This window comes from Mesorhizobium sp. WSM4815 (assembly GCF_055811575.1).
Genome location: NZ_JBVVQS010000098.1, coordinates 152518 through 176379 on the forward strand (window position 1 = coordinate 152518; position 23862 = coordinate 176379).

The following is a 23862-nucleotide window of genomic DNA, read 5'->3' on the forward strand; positions in this document are numbered from 1 at the left end:
AATGAAGATCGACCTCGGAGACCTCAACGCCTTCGTCGCCGTAGCGCGGGCCAAGGGTTTTCGCGATGCCGCCCGCGCCAACGGCGGCAGTGCGTCGGGCTTGAGCGAGGCGGTGCGCCGCCTCGAGACGCAGCTCGGTGTCAGGCTGCTCAACCGGACGACCCGCAGCGTCGTCCTGACCGAAGCGGGCGCGAGCTTGCTGGCTCGGCTCGGCCCTGCCTTGACCGAGGTGGAATCGGCCCTCGACGTTGTGAATGGCTTCCGCGACAGGCCTGCAGGTACGTTGCGCCTCAACGTGCCGGTCAGCGCGGCGCGGCTGGTGCTGCCCAGCATCGTCCCGGGTTTTCTCGCTGCCTATCCCGGCATCCGGCTGGAGGTGATCGCCGAGGAGAGCTTTGTCGACGTCCTGGCGGCAGGTTGCGATGCCGGCATCCGTTACGACGAGCGGCTGGAACAGGACATGATCGCGGTGCCGATCGGACCGCGCCTGCAGTGCTTTGCCACCGCCGCCAGCCCTGCCTACCTTGATCGCCATGGCCGGCCGCAACACCCGCGCGATCTGCTCGGCCACGCCTGCCTGCGCGGCCGCTTCGCCAGCGGGGCGATGCCGCCATGGGAATTCGAGCGCGACGGCGAGGTGGTGCGGGTCGATCCGACGGGGCCGCTTCTCGTGACCCTGGGCGGAGCGGCCGATCTCGCCGTCGATGCAGCCATCGCCGGTACCGGCATTGTCAGCCTGTTCGAGGATTGGCTTCGCCCTTACTTTGAGAGCGGTGCGCTCGAACCCGTCCTCGAACCTTGGTGGCAGAGCTTCCCCGGGCCGTTCCTCTATTATCCCGGCCGGCGTCTCGTGCCGGCGCCGTTGCGGGCGTTTATCGATTTTATCAAGGTACCGGCCGATCGTTCCTAATTTTGGGCCAGGTTCACCAAAAGAAAAGGCCGCCCGGAGGCGGCCTTTCGAATGTCTGAAGCTGCGCGGTGCTTAGCGCTTCGAGAACTGGAACGAGCGGCGGGCCTTCGCCTTGCCGTACTTCTTGCGCTCGACGACGCGGCTGTCGCGGGTCAGGAAGCCGCCCTTCTTGAGCACGCCGCGCAGCGCCGGCTCGTAATAGGTCAGCGCCTTGGAGATGCCGTGGCGCACGGCACCGGCCTGGCCGGAAAGGCCGCCGCCGATGACGGTGGCGACGATATCGTACTGGCCGGCGCGGTTGGCGGCGATGATCGGCTGGTTGAGGATCATCTGCAGGACCGGGCGCGCGAAATATTCGGCGAACACCTTGTCGTTGATGACGATCTTGCCGGAGCCGGGCTTCACCCAGACACGGGCGATGGCGTTCTTGCGCTTGCCGGTGGCATAGGCGCGGCCCGACTTGTCGAGCTTCTGGACATGGACGGGTGCAGCCGGCTGCGTGTTGGTGTTGCCGGTGGCAGTTCCGAGTTCTGCGAGCGAGGAAAGCTCAGCCATTTTACGAAACCTTCTTGTTCTTGGCGTTCAGCTTGGCCACGTCGAGCGTGACGGGCTGCTGGGCGACATGCGGATGTTCCGTGCCTGCATAGACGCGGAGATTCTTCATCTGGCGACGGCCGAGCGGGCCACGCGGGATCATGCGTTCGACGGCCTTCTCGACAACACGCTCGGGGAAACGGCCTTCGAGCAGCTGGCGCGCGGTGCGCTCCTTGATGCCGCCGGGGTGGCCAGTGTGCCAGTAATAGACCTTGTCGGTGAATTTCTTGCCGGTGAACACCACCTTGTCGGCATTGATGACGATGACATTGTCGCCGTCGTCGACATGCGGGGTGAAGGTGGGCTTGTGTTTGCCGCGAAGATGATTGGCGATGACAGTGGCGAGACGGCCGACGACGAGACCCTCGGCGTCGATCAGCACCCACTTCTTCACCACATCCGCAGGCTTCTGCGAAAAGGTTGTCATGGATTTGTTGCTTTCGGTTCGGACCTTCCCCCATTCACGAACGAAAAGGGAAGGCGTTTCTTGTTGCTTGAATTGACGCCGGGCGCTCGCCCGCCGCCAATAACAAAACGGCGGCCTTTGGCGGGCCGCTGTTCCGTGAGGGCTTATAGGCGAGGGGAATTAGCCAGTCAAGTTGCATATCTGGCCACCTCTGAAGGATTGCCTTGCTAAATCAAGAGGTTAGCTTTGAGGTATTATTATACCGCGTTTGACTCCGACAATTTGACTAGCGCCGTCCCGGAATAATCGCAGCCAGCAGCAGTTTGATCCCAACAGCGATCATGATCGTACCAGCCAGGCGTTCTTGCCAGACAAGAAAACCGGCGTAGCGTGCCAGCCTGTGGCCGACCGCGCCTGAGGCCAAGGCTACAGCTCCCAGGACCAGAAGGCCCGTAGCCTTCATGGTGGCCCCGAGCACGATAAATTGCATCGCCGGCGATCCTGTGGAGGAATGAACGAACTGCGGCAGTACTGCGAGCATGAAAACCAGTGCGGTAGGGTTGGTCAGGTTGCAGATCATGCCTTGCCGAAAGGCACCTGCCAAACCTCCCTCCTTGGCTGCGACGATGTTGGTTGTTTCGGCTCCCTTGCGCGTGAGCAAGAACTTCGTCCCGATTGCGATCAAGTACGCCGCTCCGAGCAGTTGCAGCAGGCCATACGCGACAGGCGAGGACGTGACCAGCGATGCAAGTCCCATTGCCAACAGCGGAATCTGGATCACGCCCGCGAAAACGCAGCCGGTCGCCGTTGCCAGTGCTGCCCGCCAACCCTGTCCGATACCGCGGCTGATCACCAGAAGCATGTCCGGCCCCGGACCGGACAGTTGGTAACCGAGCACAGCGACCAGGAATGCCAAATAAGTGGGAAGTTCGGGCATGTTTTTGCAGACCTGATTGGACCTGCGAACGTGTCGTCCGACATTTCGTTCCGTTGGAACGAGCGGAAACACGTATCCGTCCTGCAAATCAGGCCTGCGATTGAAAGCTCTTCTTCGGCGGGATCGAATAGGTTCCCGTCGCGTGCGCTACCGTGTGTCCGTCCGCTCCAGCGATGATGTCGATATCGAACACCATCAGGCTCTTACCCAGCTTCAGGATGCGGCAATGGCCGTCGATCGGGCCTGCCTCGGCTTTGCGGACGAAATTGATATTGAGATTGGTGGTGACCGAAAGCGCATCCGGCCCGGCATGCGAAAGTACGCAGACATAGCCGCCAATGTCGGCCAAAGTGAACAGCGACGGGCCGGAAACGGTTCCCCCGGGGCGCAAATGCCGCTCGTCGGCATTCAGGCGCACCGTGCAGCCGCCCGCAAACACCTCGATCGCCTCGTAGATGGTGAACTGGTCGTTGAGCTGCGGGTAGACGGTCTCCATCAGCGCGTTGACTTGCTCTGCTGTCAGCACCGGCTTGAGATTGTTTTGGGCAGGCATAAGCGGTTTCCTGTTTGTGGCGTCGGCATAGCCGGCGGTTTTCAAGGCGAGGGCGCTTGGCCGAGGCTGCGCCGCCGAGAAAACACGTCCTAAGGCTGTTCTTCAATCGGCAGCGTGCTAGTTCTTTTGTTCCATGGCCGGCGAATCCGATGCCGCCGGCCGATGAAGAGGTTGGAGACCATGGCCGAAATCGTCGCCATCAAGCCGGCTGTTGCCGAAGGTCCTGTTATCGCGAGACTGGACGAGGGCATCCTGCGCCTGACGCTCGCCAATCCGCCGGCCAATGCGCTGTCGCTGGCGGTCATGGCGGCGCTGATGGCGGAACTCGACCGCGCGAAATCAGACAGATCCGTCCGCGTCATCGTCCTGGCGGCCGCCGGAAAAATGTTCTGCGCCGGACACGACCTCAAGGAAATGACCGCGCGCCGCGCCGACGCCGATCGTGGCAAGGCATTCTTCGAGGAGACGTTTTCCGCTTGCGCGGCACTGATGCAGGCGATCGTGCGCCATCCCAGGCCGGTCATCGCCGAGGTCGACGGTCTGGCAACGGCGGCCGGGGCGCAACTGGTGGCGAGCTGCGATCTCGCCATTGCCTCGCACGAGGCGACCTTCTGCACGCCGGGCGTCAATATCGGCCTGTTCTGCTCGACGCCGATGGTGGCGCTGTCACGCAACGTCTCGCGCAAGCATGCGATGGAGATGCTTTTGACCGGCGAGACCATCGATGCAGCGACGGCCAAGGAATTCGGTCTCATCAATCGCGTGGTGCCGCGCGAATATCTGAATCAGATTGTCACCAAATATGCGCAAACCATTGCTGCCAAATCGTCTTTGGTGGTCAAGACCGGCAAGGAAGCCTTCTACGCGCAGGCCGAGATGGGGCTGGCCGAGGCCTACGCCTATACCGGCCGCGTCATGGTCGACAACATGCTGGCGCGCGACGCAGAAGAAGGCATCGGCGCCTTCATCGGCAAGCGCAAGCCCGAATGGACGGACGACTAGATATGGAAGCCCGCATCTCCATCATCACCATCGCCGTCGACGATCTCGAGCGCGCCACACGCTTCTACGAGGCGATGGGCCTGACCCGCCATGCCGGCATCACCGACGGCGTCGCCTTCTTCCAGATGGGCGGCGTCATTCTCGGCCTGTTCCCGCGCGCAAGCGCCGAAGAGGATTCGGGCATCACCTTCGGCACGGCGCCGTCGGCGATCTACCTCGCCTACAACACCCGCTCCGACGCGGAGGTCGATGACGTGCTGACGATGGCCGAGAAGGCCGGCGGCCGCATCGTCAAGCCGGCCGGCCGCGCCTTCTGGGGCGGCTGGTATGGCTATTTCGCCGACACCGAAGGGCATGTCTGGGAAGTGGCGCACAATCCGGCTTTTCCGATCGCGGAAGACGGCAGCATCTCGCTGCCGGGTTGAGCGCGTTTCCCACCGCTTTCGACGATACCGATCATTTCCGCATGATGCGCAGTTTTCTGCAACGATCCGGATGGTTTTCTCGCCGAGGCTCTGTATGAGGAAGAGGCATGAACCATGACGCCTACGACAATGCCTATATCGCCGGCATCCTCAATTCGGTGAAGACCATCGCCATGGTCGGCGCGTCCGCCAACGATGTGCGGCCGAGCTATTTCGTGCTGAAATACCTGCTGGGCAAGGGCTTTTCGGTGTTCCCGATCAATCCCGGCCAGGCCGGCAAGGAAATCCTTGGCCGGATGACCTATGTCAGGCTCGCCGATGTTCCCGAGCCGATCGACATGGTCGACGTCTTTCGCGGCTCGGCGGCGGTGCCGGGCGTTGTCGACGAGGTCTTGCGGCTCGATCCGTTGCCGAACGTCATCTGGATGCAGCTTGGCGTGCGCCATGACGAGGCAGCCGCACGCGCCGAGGCCGCCGGCATGAATGTGGTGATGAACCGCTGCCCCAAGATCGAATATGGCAAGCTGTCGGGCGAGATCGGCTGGACCGGCGTCAACTCAGGCGTGCTGTCGTCGAAGAAGCCGCTGATGCGGCCGGGATTCCAGAGTTTTGGCGTCCGCCGGAAGTAGGTGGTGAATGGTGAATAGTGAATGGTGAATAGAAGGATTTTTCGGGAAGGCGGCCACAGCGGCATATGAGCCGCTTGCAATCAGGATGGGGCTGGCCGACCTTGCCTTCACCATTCACCATTCACCATTCACCATTCACCATTCACCATTCACCATTCACCATTCACCATTCACCACTCAGCATTCAGCATTCAGCATTCAGCATTCAGGGGAGGTAATCCATGACCCGCACGCCCGGTTTCAACACGCTCGCCGTCCATGCCGGCGCCAAGCCCGATCCGGCGACCGGCGCGCGTGCCACGCCGATCTACCAGACGACCTCCTTTGTCTTCGATGATGCCGACCATGCCGCCTCGCTGTTCGGGCTAAAAGCCTTCGGCAACATCTATACCCGGATCATGAACCCGACGCAGGCGGTGCTGGAAGAGCGTATCGCGGCACTCGAAGGCGGCACCGCGGGTTTGGCCGTCGCGTCGGGCCATGCCGCGCAGGTGCTTGTGTTCCACAACCTGATGCAGCCCGGCGACAATTTCGTCGCCGCGACAAGGCTTTACGGCGGCTCGATCAACCAGTTTGGCCAGGCCTTCAAGAATTTCGGCTGGCAGGTGCGCTGGGCCGACACCAACGACATCTCGACCTTCGAAAGCCAGATCGACGAAAGGACCAAGGCGATCTTCATCGAGAGCCTGGCCAATCCGGGCGGCGTCTTCGTCGACATCGAAAAGATCGGCGACATCGCCCGCAAGCATGGCCTGCCGCTGATCGTCGACAACACGCTGGCCTCGCCCTATCTGGTGCGGCCGATCGAGCATGGCGCCGACATTGTCGTGCATTCGCTGACCAAGTTCATCGGCGGCCACGGCAATTCCATCGGCGGCGCCATTGTCGACGGCGGCACCTTCGACTGGTCGAAATCCGGCAAATATCCGATGCTGTCTGAGCCGCGCCCCGAATATGGCGGCCTCGTCCTGCACGAAACATTTGGCAATTTCGCTTTCGCCATTGCCGCGCGCGTGCTCGGCCTGCGCGACATGGGCCCGGCGATCTCGCCCTTCAATGCGTTCTTGATCCTGACCGGCCTGGAAACCCTGCCGCTCAGGATGCAGCGCCATTGCGACAATGCGGTCACCGTCGCCGCGTGGCTGTCCAACCACCCAAAAATCGCCTGGGTGTCCTATCCCGGCCTGCCCAGCGACAACAACAATGCGCTGCAGAAGAAGTACTCGCCGCTTGGCGCCGGTGCCGTGTTCACCTTCGGCCTGAAGGGCGGCTATGCGGCGGGCATCAAATTCGTCGAGGCGCTCGAACTGTTCTCGCACCTCGCCAATGTCGGCGACACCAAGTCGCTGGTTATCCATCCGGCATCGACCACGCATCGGCAACTGTCCGACGAGCAGAAGGTCGCGGCCGGCGCTGGGCCGGATACGGTCAGGCTGTCGGTCGGCATCGAGGATGTCAACGACATCGTCGCCGATCTGGAACAGGCTCTCGCCAAGGTCTGACCCCTGCTGCAAGGAGTTTTCCATGACCGCGCCAAAGTTCCTCTCCGTCGATATTGAAAGCGTCGAGCCGGAACCTGGAGCGCCGGCGCCGGATCGCCTGATTTCAGGCGATCCAAAGTTCCGCACCTGGAATGTCGAGGAACGCGACGGTGGCCTCTATGCCGGCATCTGGGAGGCGACCCCGGGCAAATGGCGCATCGAATACGACGAGTGGGAGTTTTGCCACATCCTGTCGGGCGTTTCGGTGATTTCAGAGGAGGGCGGCGAGGCGCGCACCGTCAGGGCCGGCGACAGTTTCGTGCTCAGGCCAGGCTTTAAGGGAAGCTGGGAAGTGCTTGAAACGACACGCAAGGAGTATGTGATCAAGCTTTGATCATTGCCCGGTGTGCACGACGAGTCTTTCCAGCCCGTGGAAATGATAGGTGTCGCGAAAACGCTGCTGTTCGGCCAGATGCAGCCGCGGCAGCCGGTCGAACAAGGCTTTCAGCGATACCTGCAATTCGAGCCGGGCGAGCGGCGCGCCGATGCAGAAATGAATGCCGGCGCCGAACGAGACGTTCTTCTGGTCGGCGCGATCCGGCCGGAAGGCGAGGGGTTCGGCAAAGGCCGCCGGGTCGTGATTGGCCATGCCGAGCAGCAGGCCAATCGTCTCGCCCGGCCGCACGATGATACCGGGACCGACCTCGATCTCTTCATAGGCATAACGCGTGAACATGTGCAGCGGCGCGTCGAAGCGCAGGCATTCCTCGACCGTGGCGGTGGTCGTTTGCGGCGAGGTGAAGAAGCGGCGCGGGTCGCCGCCTTGCGCGAGGATAGCGCGCACCGCATTGCCGGTCTGGTGGACGGTCGCCTCGTGGCCGGCATTGAGCAGCAGGATCGCCGAGGACACCAGCTCGTCCTCAGAGAGTCTTTGGCCATCGTCTTGCGCCGAGATCAGCAGCGACAGCAGATCGTCGCCGGGTTTTTTGCGCCGCTCGGCAACATGGCCGCGCAGGAAATCCGAAAAATCATGTGCTGCGCGATTGGCCGTCTCTTCCGTTTGGCGGGTGCGGCCGTGCATGTACATGGCGACCATCCGATGTGACCAGTCGAGGAGTTGCGGCCCCATCTCGACCGGCACGCCGAGCATCTCGGCAATGATGGTGATCGGCAAAGGCGATGCGAAGGCTGGCAGCAGGTCGACCTGGCCCGGCTCGAAACGGTCGATCAGCTCGTTGGCCAGCGCCTCGACGCGCGGCCTCAGCCGCTCGACCTGGCGCGAGACGAAGGCGCGGTTGACCAGCGTTCTGAGCCTGGTGTGAACGGGCGGTTCCAGCTCCAGCATCGAATTGGCCTCGATGCCGTCGAAGCTGCTGAGATGGGTGCGGTCCTGGCCGACGCTTCTGTCAGGGATGCCGGCCGGGTTGTGGCGGCCGAAGCGGCGGTCGCGCAGCAGCCGGCTGACGTCGTCGAAGCCGCCAAAGCACCAGAAGCCGAACTCTTCCCAGAAGAAGACATTCGATGCGCCATGCATGAAGGCATAGGCCGCATAGGGGTTCTGGAAGAAAGCCGCCTCGTGCGGATCGAGCCGCACATGGCGGGTGGCCGGATTGAAGGCCAGGTAAGTCGGTGGCACCAAATCGGTCATTGTGGATCATTAGCGCGGCTTGCCAGCTTGACGCCAGACCGTATGTTGGCGCCCGGTGATCCTTCGTGTTGGCCAGCCGGCGCGGCTGCGGAAAGACTGACTTTATGAATGTGATCGTGGTTGGCGCAGGCATTGCAGGGCTGTCGACGGCCTGGTCGCTGGTCAAGGCCGGGCACCGGGTCTCGATTGTCGAGCAGGGACCGATTCCCAATCCGCTTGCCGCCTCGGGCGACCATCACCGCATCATCCGCCGCGCCTATGGCGCAGCCTCGGGTTATGGCCGGCTGATCACCGAAGCCTATGCGGCTTGGGACGAGATGTGGGCCGATCTCGGCGAGAACCATCTCGACCCGCGCGGCTTCATCTGCATTTCGCGCGAGCCGGGAGACGAAGCCGAGGAATACCGCGAGGGCATGGAAGCCGGGAACTACCCGATCGAACTGTTCGAGCCGGACGCCGCGGCCAAGCGCTGGCGCTTCCTGCAGCCCGGCTCGTTCCGCTACGCGTATTTTTCGCCGGAAGGTGGTGCGCTGCATTGTCGCAATATTGCCTCCCGCCTCGCCGAATGGCTGCGGAGAACCGGCGCCAATGTCTACGAAAACAGCAAGGTGGTGGAGGTCGACGCCGAGGCTGGCCGCCTCGTGCTTGAAAGCGGCGAGACGATGCAGGCCGACCGCATCGTCGTCGCCGCAGGCGCCTGGGTGCTGAAACTGTTTCCGGAGCTGGGCGGCGAGCTGAAGACCTGGCGCACCGCGCTCGCCTATGTCGAACCGCCGGCGGATCTGAAAGCGGCATGGCATTCGGCCCCGGTCATCCTCGACGTCGGCGGCGCCGTCGACGGCTACGTGATCCCGCCGTCCGGCGGCGCCGGCATGAAATTCGGCTCAGGGCTGCACAGGGTGCCGACCAGCGATGCCGACTGGAACCGCCAGCCGGTGGCGGGCGAGGGCGAGGCGATCCGCGACCTGTTTTCGCCGCCGATCGCCCGTGTCGAAGAATACAAGGTCACCGAGGTCGTCACCTGCGCCTACACCTTCACCGTCGACGAAAAGTTCCTGGCGCATGAGAAGGGCAAATGCCTTGTCGTCTCGGCCTGCTCCGGCCACGGCTACAAGTTCGGCGCGGCGGTCGGCAGGCGTGTCGCAGCGACCGTCGGCAATGGCGACGTCGGCGGCTTGAAAGCGTGGCTGCGGGCGGAGGCGGTCTGACCTAAAACCGGCAGTGCCGCGCAATACGCACCTGCCGCCAGCGCGACGAGCCCTCGCGGACCAGAACCCGGCGCGCCACTGTCTGGTAGGTGGCGGGAAAATTGACGATCCGCCGCTGCTCCGGCTGCACCAGAACCTCCTCGGCGATGCTCTCGTACTCGGCGGGACTGACGACGCGCCGCTGGCGCTCAGGCTGCACCACCACGGTCTCGGCCACCCGTTGATAGCGCGCCTTGTGCCTGATCTTGCACAGCACCTTGCGGCCGTTGATGACGCGCCATTCCCAGGAGTAGCCGCCGTCATCGACCTTCACCGTGCGGTAGATGGTGCGGGTAATGGCAGGCACGATCTCGTAGCTGACACGCGCCGGTGCGATCTGCACCACCCGCTCACGCGTCCCGTAGATCGCCGGAACGGATTCCACCTGCTGACCGGCCGGGCTGACGAGCACGTTTTCGTAGACGGTCTCGTAGATGGCCGGCCTGTTGACCTGCTCGTAGCACTCGACGGGGCGCCCGCCGGCAGCCGTTTCGGACACCATGCCGAGGACGGCGAGGCTGGCGATGGCCGAGGAAGCAGTTTTCCCGATCATTGCACTCCCCCCAGTTTGAACTTTCCACGCAAGCTCAACGTTGAATTGTAGGGGAAGCCGTGTCCCGGGAAAGCAGTTTCGGCACATTTCGTTAAGCGACGCGGTTAAGAAACTGTTACACGGCGGAGGCGCCGCGCCGCTTCAACAGCAGCCGGCGCAGCTTTGGGCGAATTCTGTGCAGAAACCTTGATTCGACTTAACCGGATGGCTAGGAGGGGCGGCCTTGCGCTAGGGTGAGCCGACATCCTATTTACAGGAATAACGATCCAGAACCGATTCTGCCCGACTTGCTCATCTCCGGCGCCGGAATCCCGTCTTCAATAAGGGATAGTCCATGAAGAACCCCGTCGAAACCTACATGAACCTCGTTCCGATGGTGGTCGAGCAGACCAATCGCGGCGAGCGGGCCTACGACATTTTCTCGCGGCTCCTGAAAGAGCGCATCATTTTCATCACCGGTCCGGTCGAGGACGGCATGGCGACGCTGGTCTGCGCGCAGCTCCTGTTCCTCGAAGCGGAGAATCCGAAGAAGGAAATCAACCTCTACATCAATTCGCCCGGCGGCGTCGTCACCTCGGGCATGGCGATCTACGACACCATGCAGTTCATCAAGCCGGCGGTGGCGACGCTGTGCATCGGCCAGGCCGCCTCGATGGGCTCGCTGCTTCTCACCGCCGGCGAAAAGGGCATGCGCTTCGCCACGCCGAACGCCCGCATCATGGTCCACCAGCCTTCCGGTGGTTTTCAGGGCCAGGCTTCCGACATCGAGCGCCACGCCCAGGACATCATCAAGCTGAAGCGCCGCCTCAACGAGGTCTATGTCAAGCACACCGGCAAGAGCTACGACGAGATTGAAAGGACGCTCGACCGCGACCATTTCATGACCTCCGACGAGGCCAGGGAATTCGGCCTCATCGACAAGGTCATTTCGTCGCGTGAGCCGATCGAGGGTCTTGCCACATAAGCCCGGTGGCAGCTGGATGGCGGGAAAACACGCTTTTGATGCCGCTTGCGGCATTTCGGCCACAATTGGCTGTTCCCTCGACGGGAGCGATTGCCTACGTTAAGCCTATGTTGATTTTCGACGGCTTAGCTTTGTGCGGGGTTGATGCGAATCATTGCGACGTTTTCTGATATGTGTTTCGTATGGAATGCGTTGCGGGAGCCGGACTACTGGCGGCGGCGATTTCCCGCGATAGATTGAGTTATGCGCCCTTTCAACCAGACCATCGGCGGGCGGCTATGAAAGGACATGAAAATGAGCAAGGTCGGCAACAGCGGCGGTGATTCCAAGAACACGCTTTATTGCTCGTTTTGCGGCAAAAGCCAGCACGAGGTGCGCAAGCTGATCGCCGGCCCGACGGTGTTCATCTGCGACGAATGCGTCGAGCTCTGCATGGACATCATCCGCGAGGAGAACAAGACCTCGATGGTGAAGTCGCGCGAGGGCGTGCCGACCCCGCAGGAGATCCTCAAGGTTCTCGACGACTACGTCATCGGCCAGCCCTACGCCAAGCGCGTGCTGTCGGTGGCCGTCCACAACCACTACAAGCGCCTCGCGCATGCCGGCAAGAACAACGACGTCGAGCTGGCGAAGTCCAATATCTTGCTGATCGGCCCGACCGGCTGCGGCAAGACGCTGCTTGCGCAGACGCTGGCCCGCATCATCGACGTGCCGTTCACCATGGCCGATGCGACGACGCTGACCGAGGCCGGCTATGTCGGCGAGGATGTCGAGAACATCATCCTCAAGCTGTTGCAGTCGGCCGACTACAATGTCGAGCGGGCCCAGCGCGGCATCGTCTACATCGACGAGATCGACAAGATTTCGCGCAAGTCGGACAATCCCTCGATCACCCGTGACGTGTCGGGCGAGGGCGTCCAGCAGGCGCTGTTGAAGATCATGGAAGGCACGGTCGCTTCCGTACCGCCGCAGGGCGGCAGGAAGCATCCGCAGCAGGAATTCCTCCAGGTCGACACCGCCAACATCCTGTTCATCTGCGGTGGCGCCTTCGCCGGGCTGGACAAGATCATCTCGGATCGCGGCCGCAAGACCTCGATCGGCTTCGGCGCCACCGTCGCGTCGCCCGAGGATCGCCGCACCGGCGACGTTTTCCGTCTGGTCGAGCCGGAAGATCTGTTGAAGTTCGGCCTCATTCCCGAGTTCGTCGGCCGCCTCCCGGTCCTGGCAACGCTGGAGGACCTCGACGAGCCGGCGCTGATCCAGATCCTGACCGAGCCGAAGAACGCGCTGGTCAAGCAGTACCAGCGGCTGTTCGAGATGGAGAATGTCGACCTGACCTTCCACGAGAACGCGCTGTCGGCGATCGCCAAGCGCGCCATCGAGCGCAAGACCGGCGCGCGCGGCCTGCGCTCGATCATGGAGGCGATCCTGCTCGACACGATGTTCGAGCTGCCGGCGCTGGAAGGCGTGCGCGAAGTGGTTATTTCGGAAGAGGTGGTGTCCGGCAACGCCAGGCCGCTCTACATCTATTCCGAGCAGAAGGAAAAGAAGGGCAACGTCAGCGCCTGACGTCAGTCCTGTAGTGGAGTTCTTCAAACGGCGCCGCAAGGCGCCGTTTTGCCGTTTGCGATGGGCAGGCTATGATGAACGGCCCGACTTGTGATGAATGGCCAGACTTGATGAACGGATTATGACGGATTGGATGAACGGTTTCGTGTCGACCCTTGATCTTTGCCTCGCGTGCCTCCAACTAACGGAAGAAGGCCGTGGCGCCGAATTCTGTGCTGTAAAACTCCCGTCACAAACGGTGGTAGGCGGAACCATCCCCGGTCGTTAATATGAGAATCGCGGTTGGCCGATTGGCGGTCGCGACATGAAAGGTTGGACAATGGCCAAAATATCCAAGGCTCCCAGCGACGGCGTCTTCGCAGTCCTCCCACTGCGCGACATCGTGGTGTTCCCGCACATGATCGTTCCGCTCTTTGTCGGGCGTGAAAAGTCGATCAAGGCGCTGGAAGAGGTGATGGGTCAGGAAAAGCAGATCCTGCTTGCGACCCAGATGAATGCCGCCGATGACGATCCCGAGTCCGATGCGATCTTCGACATCGGCACGCTCGCCAATGTGCTGCAGTTGCTGAAGCTGCCGGACGGCACCGTCAAGGTGCTGGTCGAAGGCGCCTCGCGCGCGAAAATCGTTTCGTTCACCGACCGTCCCGACTTCCACGAGGCCCGCGCCGCAGCACTGGTCGAACCGGATGAGGAAGAGGTCGAGGTCGAGGCGCTGGCCCGTTCCGTCGTCACCGACTTCGAGAACTACGTCAAGCTGAACAAGAAGATCTCGCCCGAAGTGGTCGGTGCCGCCAGCCAGATCGACGACTATTCCAAGCTCGCCGATACGGTCGCCTCGCATCTCGCCATCAAGATCCCCGAGAAGCAGGAGATGCTGGCCACGCTTTCGGTCAAGGAGCGGCTGGAAAAGGCGATGGGCTTCATGGAAGCCGAAATCTCCGTCCTGCAGGTCGAGAAGCGCATCCGCTCGCGCGTCAAGCGCCAGATGGAGAAGACGCAGCGCGAATACTACCTCAACGAGCAGATGAAGGCGATCCAGAAGGAGCTCGGCGAGGGCGAGGACGGCCGCGACGAGGCCGCCGAGATCGAGGCGCGCATCAAGAAGACCAAGCTCTCCAAAGAGGCCCGCGAAAAGGCGGAAGCCGAACTGAAGAAGCTGCGGACGATGTCGCCGATGTCGGCTGAATCGACCGTCGTGCGCAACTATCTCGACTGGATCCTGTCGATACCGTGGGGCAAGAACTCCAAGGTCAAGCAGGATCTGGCCTTCGCGCAGAACGTGCTCGACACCGACCATTTCGGCCTCGACAAGGTCAAGGACCGCATCGTCGAATATCTCGCCGTGCAGAGCCGCCAGAAGAAGCTGAAGGGGCCGATCCTGTGCCTCGTCGGACCTCCCGGCGTCGGCAAGACCTCGCTCGGCAAGTCGATCGCCAAGGCGACCGGCCGCGAGTTCATCCGCATGGCGCTGGGCGGCGTGCGCGACGAGGCCGAGATCCGCGGTCACCGGCGCACCTATATCGGCTCGATGCCCGGCAAGGTCATCCAGTCGATGAAGAAGGCGAAGAAGTCCAACCCGCTCTTCCTGCTCGACGAGATCGACAAGATGGGCCAGGATTTCCGCGGCGATCCGTCGTCGGCGTTGCTCGAGGTGCTCGATCCCGAGCAGAACTCGACGTTCATGGACCACTATCTCGAGGTCGAATACGACCTGTCGAGCGTGATGTTCGTGACCACGGCGAACACGTTGAACATCCCGGCACCCTTGATGGACCGCATGGAGATCATTCGTATCGCCGGCTACACCGAGGACGAGAAGATCGAGATCGCCAAGCGCCACCTGATGCCGAAGGTGATCCGCGATCACGCTCTGCAGCCGAAGGAGTTCTCCGTCGGCGAGGACGCGATCCGCGGCATCATCCAGACCTACACCCGTGAAGCGGGCGTCAGGAGCCTGGAGCGCGAGCTGATGAAGCTCGGCCGCAAGGCGGTGACCGAGATCCTGAAGACGAAGAAGAAGACGGTCGACATCACGGCGGACAATCTCGCCGATTACCTTGGTGTTCCGCGCTTCCGCTTCGGCCAGGTCGAGGCCGACGATCAGGTCGGCGTCGTCACCGGGCTCGCCTGGACGGAAGTCGGCGGCGAGCTGCTGACGATCGAAGGCGTTATGATGCCCGGCAAGGGCCGCATGACGGTGACCGGCAATCTGCGCGACGTGATGAAGGAATCGATCTCGGCGGCGGCCTCGTATGTCCGCTCGCGGGCTCTCGATTTCGGCGTCGAGCCGCCGCTGTTCGACAAGCGCGACATCCACGTCCACGTGCCCGAAGGCGCAACGCCCAAGGACGGACCGTCGGCGGGCGTGGCGATGGCGACGGCGATCGTCTCGGTGCTGACCGGCATCCCGGTCAGGGCCGACGTGGCGATGACCGGCGAGATCACGCTGCGCGGCAGAGTGCTGCCGATCGGCGGGCTCAAGGAGAAGCTGCTTGCAGCACTGCGCGGCGGCATCAAGAAGGTGCTGATCCCGGAAGACAACGCCAAGGATCTGGCGGAGATTCCGGACAACGTGAAGAACGGTATGGAGATCGTTCCGGTCGGGCGGGTCGGTGAAGTCTTGCGCCATGCGCTGGTGCGTATGCCGGAGGCGATCGAGTGGGTCGAGCCGGTCAATGCGCCGGCTGCGGTGGATGCCGGAGACGACGCCAGCAAGTCGCTAGCTCATTAGCACGTGCTAAAGTTGCAATGCACAACGGAGAGCCGGGCCTAGAGCCCGGCTCTTTCATGTGAAAAACCCCGGAATTCCGGGGTTTTTTCGACTCTTTTGACGCTTTTCGACTTGGTTGCGGAAGCGCTTCTTTCTAAAGTCCGTTTCCTGCCGGATGAGTCGTACGTTCCGGTTTCTCATGGAAGGGAATTTTTATGAACAAGAACGAACTGGTGTCCGCTGTCGCCGACGCCGCGAGTATTTCGAAGGGTGACGCGCAGTCGGCGGTCGATGCGGTGTTCTCCGTCATCACCGGCGAACTGAAGAAGGGCGGCGATGTCCGGCTTGTCGGCTTCGGAAATTTCACCGTGTCAAAACGCGCTGCCTCGACCGGCCGCAATCCGCAGACCGGCGCCGAGGTGCAGATTCCGGCGCGCACCGTGCCGAAGTTTTCAGCCGGCAAGGGCCTCAAGGACGCAGTCAACTAAGCGCCTTCGTACCCTTTTCAGAGACCAGAAAAGCCGGGCATGCCCGGCTTTTCCTTTGCGCCCACTTTGGCGGGCTCTATTGTCGAGATAACAGCAGGCGGCTCTATGCCGTCGGTGCATCGGCGCGCATCAGCCCTTCCTGCTTGAGATCGGCCCAGAGTGCTGATGGCAGCTTCGCGTCGAGCAGCGACCGATTGCTTTCGACCTCGCTCGGCCGCTGGCCGCCGGGGATCACCGACACGACCGAAGGGTGCAGCAGCGGAAATTGCAGTGCCGCCTCGATCAGGCGCACACCGTGGCGTTTGCAGATGGCCTCGATGCGCGTGACGCGGTCGAGGATGTCCTGCGGCGCCTCGGTATAATTGTAATAGGCGCCGGGCTTCGGTCCGGTTGCCAGGATGCCGGAATTATACGGCCCGCCGAGAACGATGCCGATGCCGCGCTTCTGGCATAGCGGCAGGAAGGATTGTAGCGCCTCCTGCTCCAGCAGCGTATAGCGCCCGGCAAGCAGGAACAGGTCGAAGTCGCCGCGCTCGGCAAGTGTCTGGGCAACCTGCCATTCGTTGATGCCGCTGCCGAACGCCTTGATGATGCCCTGGTCACGCAGGGACAGCAGCCCGTAATAGCCCGAGCGCATGAACTCCTCGATGCGCTGGTCCGCGGCCTCCTTGCTGCCATGGGTGAAGACGTCGACGTCATGCACAAAAAGAATGTCGATGCGGTCGACGCCGAGGCGTTCCAGCGAGGCTTCGAAGGAGCGCATGACGCCGTCATAGCTGTAGTCAAAAACCTCGCGGCGCGACGGCGTGTCGAAGAACTTGCCGATGCCGGTGCGCTGGTCCGGCGGGCAGGCGCGCATGATGCGGCCGACCTTGCTCGACAGCACATAGTCGTCGCGCTTTTTCGAGCGCAGGAACGGATTGAGCCGCGTTTCCGACAGGCCAAGCCCGTAGAGCGGCGCGGTGTCGTAGTAGCGGCAGCCGACCCGCCATGCAGCCTCCAGGGTGGCGTTGGCATCCTCATCGGAGACAGCGCGATAGAGGTTGCCGAGCGGCGCTGTGCCGAAGCCAAGCTCCGTGAACGCGATGCCGCCATTGCCGATGCGGTCGAAATGCCGTGTCTTCATATGCTGCCGTTTCCTATTTCGTATGTCCCGAGACTATCATGCCTGAGGCGCTGCAAAAGCACTCCGAGCCGTTGGACACGAACTTTCACGGTGATAGCATGAGCAAAAACAAGCTGTTCGGGGAAGATGTGACCAAACAATCCAGATGGGTTTTTGAGGGCAGCAAGCTGGTGGGTCTGTCATGACGAATGCCGGCACAGATCTGTTCAGGATTGCACTCGACGAACTTGGCACGGTGCTGGCTCGGATCGGCGAAAGCCGTATCGACGCCGCCCGCCACACCAACATGGAGTAGGCGTCATGCGCTACGAGCTGATGCTGCCGCACCAGATCCGCAAGGCGATCGCCGAGAACTGGCCGGTCGTGCTCCCGCTCGGCGTGCTCGAATACCATGGTGAGCACATGGCCGTCGGCATGGATACGCTGGCGGTGGTCAAGATGCTGGAGCTGTTCGAAAAGGAAGCCAACATCGCCATCCTGCCAGCCTTCTACTATGGCGCGGCGAGCTACGCGGTGGCGCCGCCAGAGGGCAATGGCTCGGTTCAGGTCGGCGGCAGGGCGCTGGCGCCGTTCGCGGAGGAACTGTTCTACAGCCTGCTGCGCATCGGTTTTCGCAACATCCACGTCATCATCCACCACCAGACCGAGAACTTTGTTGCCGGCATGCCGACCGATCTCGCCTTCAAGACCGCTGGCCGCCAGGCGATCTTCCGCTTTCTCGAGAAGGAGCGCGGCGAGGGCTGGTGGGCCTCCGAGACGATGGCCGGCTACTATGCCGAGCACGCCGAGGGCGGCAATTTCTTCAACTGGATACAAGTGCATCCGCTGATGCCGACGGTGACGGACGGCCAGTATCCCTTCGATCATGCCGGCATCGGCGAGACGTCGCTGATGCTGGCGCTGCGCCCAGAAGCGGTGGACGCCGGCCACTTCGCCGACAATACGGGATGGTATACGGCGACCGCCCCTGAGGCCTCGACGGAACTGGGGCAAAAGGGCGTCGCGATGATCCTCGAGCATATGCGGGCGATATTGTCACGCTAACGGATGCGCCATTTCGAGCGTTGCAGGATGCAGGATGAAAACCGTAGCGATCCTTCGCGCCCCCCTCTGTCTGCCGGACATCTCCCCCACAAGGGGGGAGATTCGCTGTTTCAGCCGCCCCGCTCATTCCTGCGTCGTTGGAGATTAGCGAAAACCGGCGTGACGGCCGATCTCCCCCCAAGTGGGGGAGATGTCCGGCAGGACAGAGGGGGGCGCTGTCCCGCCGGCGTTCAAAAGCATCCACAGTTGCAAACGCTCGAAGGAGTGGCGAGGGCCTACTTCACCGCGCCTGCGGTCATGCCCATGATCAGGTAGCGCTCCAGCGCGATGCCGATGACGGCGAGCGGCGTTATCGCGGCGGTGGCGAGTGCGGCCATCGACCACCAGTTGATGCCCTGCGAGCCGGTCTGGCTCGCCACCATGACGGGAATGGTTTTTGCGTCGGTCGAGGTCAGCAGTGCGGCGAAGAAATACTCGTTCCAGCACAGCACCATCGCCAGGATGAAGGCCGCGACCATGCCCGGCAGCGCGATCGGCATGACGATGCGGAAGAAGGCGCCCCAGATCGACAGGCCGTCGACGAGGGCTGCTTCCTCCAGTTCGACCGGGATCGAATTGAACTGGTCGCGCATGATCCAGATGACGATCGGCAGCACCATCAGCGTGTAGAGCAGGATCAGCCCGATGCGCGTGTCGAGCATGCCGACTTCCCGGTACAGCACGAGAAAGGGCAGGGCGAGCACCACCGGCGGCAGGATCAACTGCGACAGGAAGAAGAAGGAGATGTCCTCGTTCTTGAACCAGGCGAAGTGATAGCGGAAGCGGGTGAGGCCGTAGGCGGCGAGGCTGCCGATGACGATGGCGAGGCTCGATGCACCGACCGAGGTGATGACCGAATTCATGAAGCGCTTGATGAACTCGTCGCGCACCGTCGAGGTCCGGAAGATCGCATCCGGCGACAGGCCGAGCGAGCGCCAGCCCTTCCAGTCCGGCTGGAAGTCGACGAACGGGATGAGATGGCCCTGGGTGACGTCGACCGCGGTCTTGAACGAGGTGGTTATCGTCCAGTAGATCGGGAACAGGCAGATGAAGGCCCAGAACACCAGCGCGCCATAGATGAAGACGCGGTTGGCGAAAAAGCTCGCCGGCGAGCGGATTTCGGAAGCGGCATAGTCGGTGGTCTGAACGCTCATCTGGCCGCCTGTCAGTTGACGTTGCGCACGAAGCGATTGGCGAATTTCAACAGCCACGTCACGAACACGATGATGATGATGAGGTAGGCCATCGCCAGCATGGTGCCGTAGCCGACATTCGAGCGGTCGCGATACTCGCGGTAGATGAAGCTCGACACGGAATCGGTCGCGCCGCCCGGGCCGCCCGAGGTGACGGTGATGATGATGTCGGCCAGCTTCAGCTTGAAGATGATTCGCAGGATGATCGCCGTCACCGATACCGGCAGCATCAGCGGAAACGTGACCTGCCAGAACGTCTGCCAGGCATTGGCGCCGTCGACCCTGGCCGCCTCAAGCACCTCGCGCGACATCGCCTGAAGGCCGGCGAGCAGCATGATCATCATGAACGGGATGAACGTCCAGGCATCCAGCACCATGATCGAGATGCGGGCGGTGATCGGGTTTGAGAAGAAGGCGGGGTTTTCCCAGCCGAGCTGGCGCGCCAGCGCCGCGGCCGGCCCGAAGCGGTATTCCATCAGCGATTTGCCGATCATCCACGACACCGCGACCGGCGACAGCATCAACGGCATCAGGAAGACGACACGGAAGAATTTGCGCGCGCGGATTTGTGCGTTTAGCAGCAAAGCGAGGCCAAATGCGATGACGTATTCGACCAGCACCGCCAGCACATAGAGCACCATATTGAACAGCGCGTTGCGGTAATAGGGATCCGCCAGCATCTGCCAGAAATTGTCGAGCCCGTTGAACTTGCGGCCGGAGAAGGAACTGAGGTTCCAGTCGGTCAGCGCAATGTAGAAGCCGAACAGCGTCGGGAAGATCACCATGGCGATGGTGAACAGCAGCGCCGGCAGCAGGAACAGCGCGCGCTGGCCGTCTTCGCCGCGTGTCAGCACCTGGCCGACGCCGAGTGCAACACCCCACAGCACATAGGCATAGACGACCGGCCGCCAGGTCTCGAAGCCGATCGTGTTGACCTCTGACTTGTAAAGGATCTGGACTGCGATCACGGCCAGCAGGCCGAGCGTCGCAGTGGCCATCAACGCCCGGCCGAGCCGCTTGCGGCCCGGCGATATCAGATCGGATGGAGCGGCGTTTGCCGGCCACGCACTGGTGGGCAAGGTCTGGTCAGCCACGCGTCCCGTCCGTTCACTGAAGGCTGCTATGACCGGCTGGCCGGTCAAGCTGTTATGACCGGCTGGCCGGTCAAGCTGTTATGACCGGCTGGCCGGTCAAACTGGGGTCCGGCGGCTTTGCGTCGCCGGACCGCGGTTCCTAAAATCTCAACCTACATGCCGAGCGAGGCCTTGTAGAGCTTGATCTGGTTTTCGCGGCCGATCTGGTCGGTCAGCTTCTCCCAGGCGGCTGCAATGGCGTCGGCGCCTTCCTGTGCCGTCATCTTGCCGGCAAATGTATTGGCCAGGATGTCCTCGGCGGCGCTATAATATTGGAAGATGCCGGGGATACGCGGCTCGATCGCGGCGTTCGGATGGTTGTAACTGTCGGCCTCCGACTTCAGATATGAGGTGATGAAGGCCTCGTCGTAACCGGCCGCCACCCATTCCGGAACGTCGAAATGCGAGTTGCGGTAAGGCTGGAAGCCGGACGGATACGCCGCGCACCAGAGCGACAGGTCCTTGCCGCCGAGATGGGCCGCGGCCGACCATGCCGCCTTCTTCTTCTTTTCATCCGAATCGACACGAGCCATGACGTAGACGCCCCAGCCGAGATAGGCGCAGTTCGGCGCATGGTTCGGGCCGCTGGCCAGTTTGTCCCACTGGCCGGTCTTGGAATTGTAGACGTCGTCCGAGCCCGGCAGGATCGAGAAGCCGGTGACGTCGCCGACGACAGAACTGTCGTTGGTCTTGACGTTGGAGCCGACGTCGCCCCACCAGGTGACCATCGAACCGGTGCCGGCCAGGAACTGCTGGAAGGCGGTGGTGTTCGGGTCGGCGTTGATCTGGTCGGCAGGCTGCGACGGCAGCGCGTCGATCACGTCCTGGATGGCCCGCACCCAGGCTGGATTGTTGATGCGCGGCTTCATCGTATCGGCATCGAACAGCCAGGCCTTGTCGTCGGGATGCTTGGCATAGGCGCTGGCGCGGCTGCCGAGGAAATAGAAGCCGAAGCCGCCCCACGCCTTGGGCGCGTCGAGATAGCCAAAAACGTCCTGGCCCTGGAACTGCTTGCCCTTGAGGAATTTTGTCACCGCCTGCACCTGCTGCCAGGTCTTCGGCACGCCCCATTCACCGCCACCGCCGCCGTCCTTCCACGCCTTGGCGAGGTCGGCATCGGCAAACACGTCGGTGCGGTAGTTGAAGTTGTGCGCGTCGCCATCGACGGTCACGCGGTACTGCTTGCCGTCCCAGGTGCCGACCGGTGGCTGCAGATAGGCCACGACGTCCTTCATGTCGATCTGGTCCTTGACCCAGTCCGGCATTTCGGACGTGAGGCCCTTGCCGCAGACGTCGCCTTCGAACGGCGCGCCCATCTCGATGATGTCGAAATCGACGGTGCCGGTGGCGATCGACTGCTGCAGGCGGGCATTGTAGTCCGCCTGCGCCAGGTCGATCCAGTTGATCTTGGCGCCGGTATAGGTCTCCCAAGGCTTCAGGAAGCCGCGAAACAGCACATTGTGCAGGTTCTGGTTGTTGAGCCCCATGAAGGTGAGTTGGACGCCGGCGAATTCGCCTTCCTTGACGCTGGCCTTGGTCGCCTCCAGGCAAAGCTCGCCGACCTGCTGGAAGTCGGCATCGGTCGGCTGGCCCTTGCCGACACCGGGGATCTGCAGGATCTGCGCGCGCAATTCGCTTGCGGCGGAAGCCGGGCGCGTCAGCGCGCCAAGCCCGGCGCCGGATGCCGCTGCGACCGCGGCCATGCTGGCCGCGCCCTTGAGGACATCGCGGCGCGTGGCTCCCGCGCGCATGAATTGGTTGTAAAGGCTGACTTTCATTTCGTTCCTCCCAGAATCTCTATGGTGATTGTTCGGGTGTTTGGAGCGCTGGAAATGTTCCCCAACAACAGCGGCTCCCAGAAATAGCGGCCCAAGTTTTCCTCCGCAACGCTTCGACTTCCGTGGTCCGACCACCGTGCCGGCGCGCCCGGAACAGGGTCAAAACCCGAGCCCTTTCACTATTCTCACAACCAGGTGCCGTGTCAAACGCGAACAGAGTTTTTTATCTATAAAAGACTGACTTGCCCTCGCTGTTTGCGTTGTTTAGCTTCACCGCAACGAAAGGGGGGCCAATGGCTCAAGTCGCGATCAGCAATGTGGCCAAGGCGTTCGGAACCGTCAAGGTCCTGCACGGTGTCAGCGTCGATATCGCCGACGGGCAGTTCGTGGTGCTGGTCGGCCCTTCGGGGTGCGGCAAGTCCACGCTGCTCAGGATGGTGGCGGGGCTGGAGACCGTTTCCGGCGGCACGATCGCCATCGGCGACCGTGTCGTCAACCATCTGCCGCCGGCCAAGCGCGACATCGCCATGGTGTTCCAGAACTACGCGCTCTATCCGCACAAGACGGTCGAGCAGAACATGGCCTTTGCGCTAAAACTGCGCAAGACCGATCCGGCCGATGTCGCCGAGCGGGTCAAGCGCGCCGCCGATATCCTCGATCTCAACCCCTATCTCAAGCGCTATCCGCGCCAGCTCTCGGGCGGCCAGCGCCAGCGCGTCGCCATGGGTCGCGCCATCGTGCGCAACCCGCAGGTGTTTTTGTTCGACGAGCCGCTGTCTAACCTCGACGCCAAGCTGCGCGTCCAGATGCGCACCGAGATCAAGGAACTGCACCAGCGGCTGAAGACCACCACCATCTATGTCACGCACGACCAGATCGAGGCCATGACCATGGCCGACAAGATCGTCGTGATGCGCGACGGCCGCATCGAGCAGGTCGGCGCGCCGCTGGAACTGTTCGACCGGCCGGCCAATTTGTTCGTCGCCGGCTTCATCGGCTCGCCGTCGATGAACCTGCTCAAGGGCGTGGTGCGCAAGGGCGACAAGCCCATCGTGGAGATCGCAGGGACGCCGTTCCCGATGGCTGCGAGCAGCAAGGTGGAGGACGGGCGCAATGTCGTCTACGGCGTCCGGCCCGAGCATCTCGAAATCCACCCCGACGGCGTGCCGGCGAAGATTTCCGTCGTCGAGCCGACCGGTTCCGAAACGCTGGTGTTTCTGCGTTTCGGCGAGGGCGAGATGGTGGCGCTGTTCCGCGAGCGCCACGACTTCAAGCCGGGCGACACGCTGCATCTGAAACCGTGGCTCGACCAGGTCCATCTCTTCGACGCAGAGACCGGCAATCGTCTCTAAAACACTTTGAATTGCGCATGATCTTGTCCGAAAACCGACAGCGCTTCGGGATCATGCGCCAGGCTTCGCATCAAAAAGCCC

Annotated in this window: 24 protein-coding genes; 14 read left to right on the forward strand and 10 right to left on the reverse strand. The window is 62.4% G+C overall.

Going from position 1 to position 23862, the window contains the following annotated elements; translation table 11 throughout:
• Position 1 precedes the first annotated feature (1 nt).
• Positions 2–910: a LysR family transcriptional regulator gene (locus tag AC0L2B_RS21855; RefSeq protein ID WP_473746780.1), complete on the forward strand. Its 909-nt coding sequence runs from the start codon at positions 2–4 to the stop codon at positions 908–910.
• Between the two features lie 72 nt (positions 911–982).
• Here AC0L2B_RS21855 and rpsI read toward each other — a convergent pair whose 3' ends face one another.
• The 4 genes from rpsI to AC0L2B_RS21875 form a co-directional block, all read right to left on the reverse strand.
• A complete protein-coding gene (gene rpsI, locus AC0L2B_RS21860; RefSeq protein WP_287363272.1) occupies positions 983–1465 on the reverse strand; it encodes a 30S ribosomal protein S9 in 483 nt (160 codons plus the stop codon).
• Position 1466: 1 nt separating this feature from the next.
• Complete coding sequence (gene rplM / locus AC0L2B_RS21865; RefSeq protein WP_091591498.1) at positions 1467–1931, reverse strand: 50S ribosomal protein L13; 465 nt, start codon at positions 1929–1931, stop codon at positions 1467–1469.
• Between the two features lie 265 nt (positions 1932–2196).
• A complete protein-coding gene (locus AC0L2B_RS21870; protein WP_473746781.1) occupies positions 2197–2847 on the reverse strand; it encodes a LysE family translocator in 651 nt (216 codons plus the stop codon).
• 88 nt (positions 2848–2935) lie between these two features.
• Complete coding sequence (locus AC0L2B_RS21875; protein WP_473507420.1) at positions 2936–3400, reverse strand: PaaI family thioesterase; 465 nt, start codon at positions 3398–3400, stop codon at positions 2936–2938.
• Between the two features lie 180 nt (positions 3401–3580).
• Between AC0L2B_RS21875 and AC0L2B_RS21880 the strand changes: the two genes are divergently transcribed.
• The 5 genes from AC0L2B_RS21880 to AC0L2B_RS21900 all read left to right on the forward strand — a co-directional run bounded on the left by AC0L2B_RS21880 (position 3581) and on the right by AC0L2B_RS21900 (position 7331).
• Positions 3581–4402 (forward strand): enoyl-CoA hydratase, encoded by an 822-nt coding sequence (locus AC0L2B_RS21880; protein ID WP_473746782.1) that lies wholly within the window; start codon positions 3581–3583, stop codon positions 4400–4402.
• Between the two features lie 2 nt (positions 4403–4404).
• Positions 4405–4827, forward strand: coding sequence for a VOC family protein (locus tag AC0L2B_RS21885; RefSeq protein WP_287054895.1), 423 nt, complete (start codon positions 4405–4407; stop codon positions 4825–4827).
• Between the two features lie 107 nt (positions 4828–4934).
• A complete protein-coding gene (locus AC0L2B_RS21890; protein WP_473746783.1) occupies positions 4935–5456 on the forward strand; it encodes a CoA-binding protein in 522 nt (173 codons plus the stop codon).
• Between the two features lie 221 nt (positions 5457–5677).
• Positions 5678–6958, forward strand: a complete 1281-nt coding sequence (locus tag AC0L2B_RS21895; protein WP_473746784.1) for an O-acetylhomoserine aminocarboxypropyltransferase — start codon at positions 5678–5680, stop codon at positions 6956–6958.
• Between the two features lie 22 nt (positions 6959–6980).
• Complete coding sequence (locus tag AC0L2B_RS21900; protein ID WP_091591484.1) at positions 6981–7331, forward strand: cupin domain-containing protein; 351 nt, start codon at positions 6981–6983, stop codon at positions 7329–7331.
• Here AC0L2B_RS21900 and AC0L2B_RS21905 read toward each other — a convergent pair whose 3' ends face one another.
• Positions 7332–8585: a cytochrome P450 gene (locus AC0L2B_RS21905; protein ID WP_473746785.1), complete on the reverse strand. Its 1254-nt coding sequence runs from the start codon at positions 8583–8585 to the stop codon at positions 7332–7334.
• A gap of 104 nt (positions 8586–8689) precedes the next feature.
• Here AC0L2B_RS21905 and AC0L2B_RS21910 point away from each other — a divergent pair, with 104 nt between their 5' ends.
• Positions 8690–9793: an NAD(P)/FAD-dependent oxidoreductase gene (locus AC0L2B_RS21910; protein WP_473746786.1), complete on the forward strand. Its 1104-nt coding sequence runs from the start codon at positions 8690–8692 to the stop codon at positions 9791–9793.
• 1 nt (position 9794) lies between these two features.
• Here the strand turns inward: AC0L2B_RS21910 and AC0L2B_RS21915 are convergent, their stop codons facing one another.
• Positions 9795–10385, reverse strand: coding sequence for a hypothetical protein (locus AC0L2B_RS21915; protein ID WP_473746787.1), 591 nt, complete (start codon positions 10383–10385; stop codon positions 9795–9797).
• Positions 10386–10719: 334 nt separating this feature from the next.
• Between AC0L2B_RS21915 and clpP the strand changes: the two genes are divergently transcribed.
• The 4 genes from clpP (at position 10720) to AC0L2B_RS21935 (ending at position 16116) form a co-directional block, all read left to right on the forward strand.
• Entirely contained in the window at positions 10720–11349 is a 630-nt protein-coding gene (gene clpP / locus AC0L2B_RS21920) for an ATP-dependent Clp endopeptidase proteolytic subunit ClpP (protein ID WP_128170025.1), read from the forward strand.
• Positions 11350–11643: 294 nt separating this feature from the next.
• The gene (clpX, locus tag AC0L2B_RS21925; RefSeq protein ID WP_027155315.1) at positions 11644–12918 is read left to right on the forward strand and encodes an ATP-dependent Clp protease ATP-binding subunit ClpX; all 1275 of its coding nucleotides are present in this window, start codon (positions 11644–11646) and stop codon (positions 12916–12918) included.
• Between the two features lie 319 nt (positions 12919–13237).
• On the forward strand, positions 13238–15649 hold the full coding sequence (gene lon / locus AC0L2B_RS21930; protein ID WP_128182053.1) for an endopeptidase La: 2412 nt from the start codon (positions 13238–13240) through the stop codon (positions 15647–15649).
• Between the two features lie 194 nt (positions 15650–15843).
• A complete protein-coding gene (locus tag AC0L2B_RS21935) occupies positions 15844–16116 on the forward strand; it encodes an HU family DNA-binding protein (protein WP_023798342.1) in 273 nt (90 codons plus the stop codon).
• Positions 16117–16219: 103 nt separating this feature from the next.
• Here AC0L2B_RS21935 and AC0L2B_RS21940 read toward each other — a convergent pair whose 3' ends face one another.
• Entirely contained in the window at positions 16220–17242 is a 1023-nt protein-coding gene (locus AC0L2B_RS21940; RefSeq protein WP_473746788.1) for an aldo/keto reductase, read from the reverse strand.
• Between the two features lie 38 nt (positions 17243–17280).
• Between AC0L2B_RS21940 and AC0L2B_RS21945 the strand changes: the two genes are divergently transcribed.
• The gene (locus tag AC0L2B_RS21945; protein ID WP_287175391.1) at positions 17281–17427 is read left to right on the forward strand and encodes a hypothetical protein; all 147 of its coding nucleotides are present in this window, start codon (positions 17281–17283) and stop codon (positions 17425–17427) included.
• A 115-nt stretch (positions 17428–17542) separates the two neighbouring features.
• Positions 17543–18286 (forward strand): creatininase family protein, encoded by a 744-nt coding sequence (locus AC0L2B_RS21950; RefSeq protein WP_473746789.1) that lies wholly within the window; start codon positions 17543–17545, stop codon positions 18284–18286.
• 275 nt (positions 18287–18561) lie between these two features.
• On the opposite strand, the gene AC0L2B_RS21955 is transcribed toward AC0L2B_RS21950, so the two are convergent.
• The 3 genes from AC0L2B_RS21955 to AC0L2B_RS21965 all read right to left on the reverse strand — a co-directional run bounded on the left by AC0L2B_RS21955 (position 18562) and on the right by AC0L2B_RS21965 (position 22429).
• Positions 18562–19479: a carbohydrate ABC transporter permease gene (locus tag AC0L2B_RS21955; RefSeq protein WP_027155318.1), complete on the reverse strand. Its 918-nt coding sequence runs from the start codon at positions 19477–19479 to the stop codon at positions 18562–18564.
• Between the two features lie 11 nt (positions 19480–19490).
• Positions 19491–20612 (reverse strand): carbohydrate ABC transporter permease, encoded by a 1122-nt coding sequence (locus AC0L2B_RS21960; RefSeq protein WP_473746790.1) that lies wholly within the window; start codon positions 20610–20612, stop codon positions 19491–19493.
• Positions 20613–20764: 152 nt separating this feature from the next.
• Positions 20765–22429 carry an ABC transporter substrate-binding protein gene (locus AC0L2B_RS21965; protein WP_473746791.1) on the reverse strand — a complete coding sequence of 555 codons (1665 nt, stop codon included), beginning with the start codon at positions 22427–22429 and terminating at the stop codon, positions 20765–20767.
• Positions 22430–22722: 293 nt separating this feature from the next.
• Between AC0L2B_RS21965 and AC0L2B_RS21970 the strand changes: the two genes are divergently transcribed.
• Positions 22723–23781 carry an ABC transporter ATP-binding protein gene (locus AC0L2B_RS21970; protein WP_473746792.1) on the forward strand — a complete coding sequence of 353 codons (1059 nt, stop codon included), beginning with the start codon at positions 22723–22725 and terminating at the stop codon, positions 23779–23781.
• Positions 23782–23862: the final 81 nt, after the last annotated feature.

Excerpts from the sequence above, each read along its gene's own strand:
- AC0L2B_RS21855 (WP_473746780.1), top strand. The coding sequence starts at position 2 with ATGAAGATCGACCTCGGAGACCTCAACGCCTTCGTCGCCGTAGCGCGG.
- rpsI (WP_287363272.1), bottom strand. The coding sequence starts at position 1,465 with ATGGCTGAGCTTTCCTCGCTCGCAGAACTCGGAACTGCCACCGGCAAC.
- rplM (WP_091591498.1), bottom strand. The coding sequence starts at position 1,931 with ATGACAACCTTTTCGCAGAAGCCTGCGGATGTGGTGAAGAAGTGGGTG.
- AC0L2B_RS21870 (WP_473746781.1), bottom strand. The coding sequence starts at position 2,847 with ATGCCCGAACTTCCCACTTATTTGGCATTCCTGGTCGCTGTGCTCGGT.
- AC0L2B_RS21875 (WP_473507420.1), bottom strand. The coding sequence starts at position 3,400 with ATGCCTGCCCAAAACAATCTCAAGCCGGTGCTGACAGCAGAGCAAGTC.
- AC0L2B_RS21880 (WP_473746782.1), top strand. The coding sequence starts at position 3,581 with ATGGCCGAAATCGTCGCCATCAAGCCGGCTGTTGCCGAAGGTCCTGTT.
- AC0L2B_RS21885 (WP_287054895.1), top strand. The coding sequence starts at position 4,405 with ATGGAAGCCCGCATCTCCATCATCACCATCGCCGTCGACGATCTCGAG.
- AC0L2B_RS21890 (WP_473746783.1), top strand. The coding sequence starts at position 4,935 with ATGAACCATGACGCCTACGACAATGCCTATATCGCCGGCATCCTCAAT.
- AC0L2B_RS21895 (WP_473746784.1), top strand. The coding sequence starts at position 5,678 with ATGACCCGCACGCCCGGTTTCAACACGCTCGCCGTCCATGCCGGCGCC.
- AC0L2B_RS21900 (WP_091591484.1), top strand. The coding sequence starts at position 6,981 with ATGACCGCGCCAAAGTTCCTCTCCGTCGATATTGAAAGCGTCGAGCCG.
- AC0L2B_RS21905 (WP_473746785.1), bottom strand. The coding sequence starts at position 8,585 with ATGACCGATTTGGTGCCACCGACTTACCTGGCCTTCAATCCGGCCACC.
- AC0L2B_RS21910 (WP_473746786.1), top strand. The coding sequence starts at position 8,690 with ATGAATGTGATCGTGGTTGGCGCAGGCATTGCAGGGCTGTCGACGGCC.
- AC0L2B_RS21915 (WP_473746787.1), bottom strand. The coding sequence starts at position 10,385 with ATGATCGGGAAAACTGCTTCCTCGGCCATCGCCAGCCTCGCCGTCCTC.
- clpP (WP_128170025.1), top strand. The coding sequence starts at position 10,720 with ATGAAGAACCCCGTCGAAACCTACATGAACCTCGTTCCGATGGTGGTC.
- clpX (WP_027155315.1), top strand. The coding sequence starts at position 11,644 with ATGAGCAAGGTCGGCAACAGCGGCGGTGATTCCAAGAACACGCTTTAT.
- lon (WP_128182053.1), top strand. The coding sequence starts at position 13,238 with ATGGCCAAAATATCCAAGGCTCCCAGCGACGGCGTCTTCGCAGTCCTC.
- AC0L2B_RS21935 (WP_023798342.1), top strand. The coding sequence starts at position 15,844 with ATGAACAAGAACGAACTGGTGTCCGCTGTCGCCGACGCCGCGAGTATT.
- AC0L2B_RS21940 (WP_473746788.1), bottom strand. The coding sequence starts at position 17,242 with ATGAAGACACGGCATTTCGACCGCATCGGCAATGGCGGCATCGCGTTC.
- AC0L2B_RS21945 (WP_287175391.1), top strand. The coding sequence starts at position 17,281 with ATGCCTGAGGCGCTGCAAAAGCACTCCGAGCCGTTGGACACGAACTTT.
- AC0L2B_RS21950 (WP_473746789.1), top strand. The coding sequence starts at position 17,543 with ATGCGCTACGAGCTGATGCTGCCGCACCAGATCCGCAAGGCGATCGCC.
- AC0L2B_RS21955 (WP_027155318.1), bottom strand. The coding sequence starts at position 19,479 with ATGAGCGTTCAGACCACCGACTATGCCGCTTCCGAAATCCGCTCGCCG.
- AC0L2B_RS21965 (WP_473746791.1), bottom strand. The coding sequence starts at position 22,429 with ATGAAAGTCAGCCTTTACAACCAATTCATGCGCGCGGGAGCCACGCGC.
- AC0L2B_RS21970 (WP_473746792.1), top strand. The coding sequence starts at position 22,723 with ATGGCTCAAGTCGCGATCAGCAATGTGGCCAAGGCGTTCGGAACCGTC.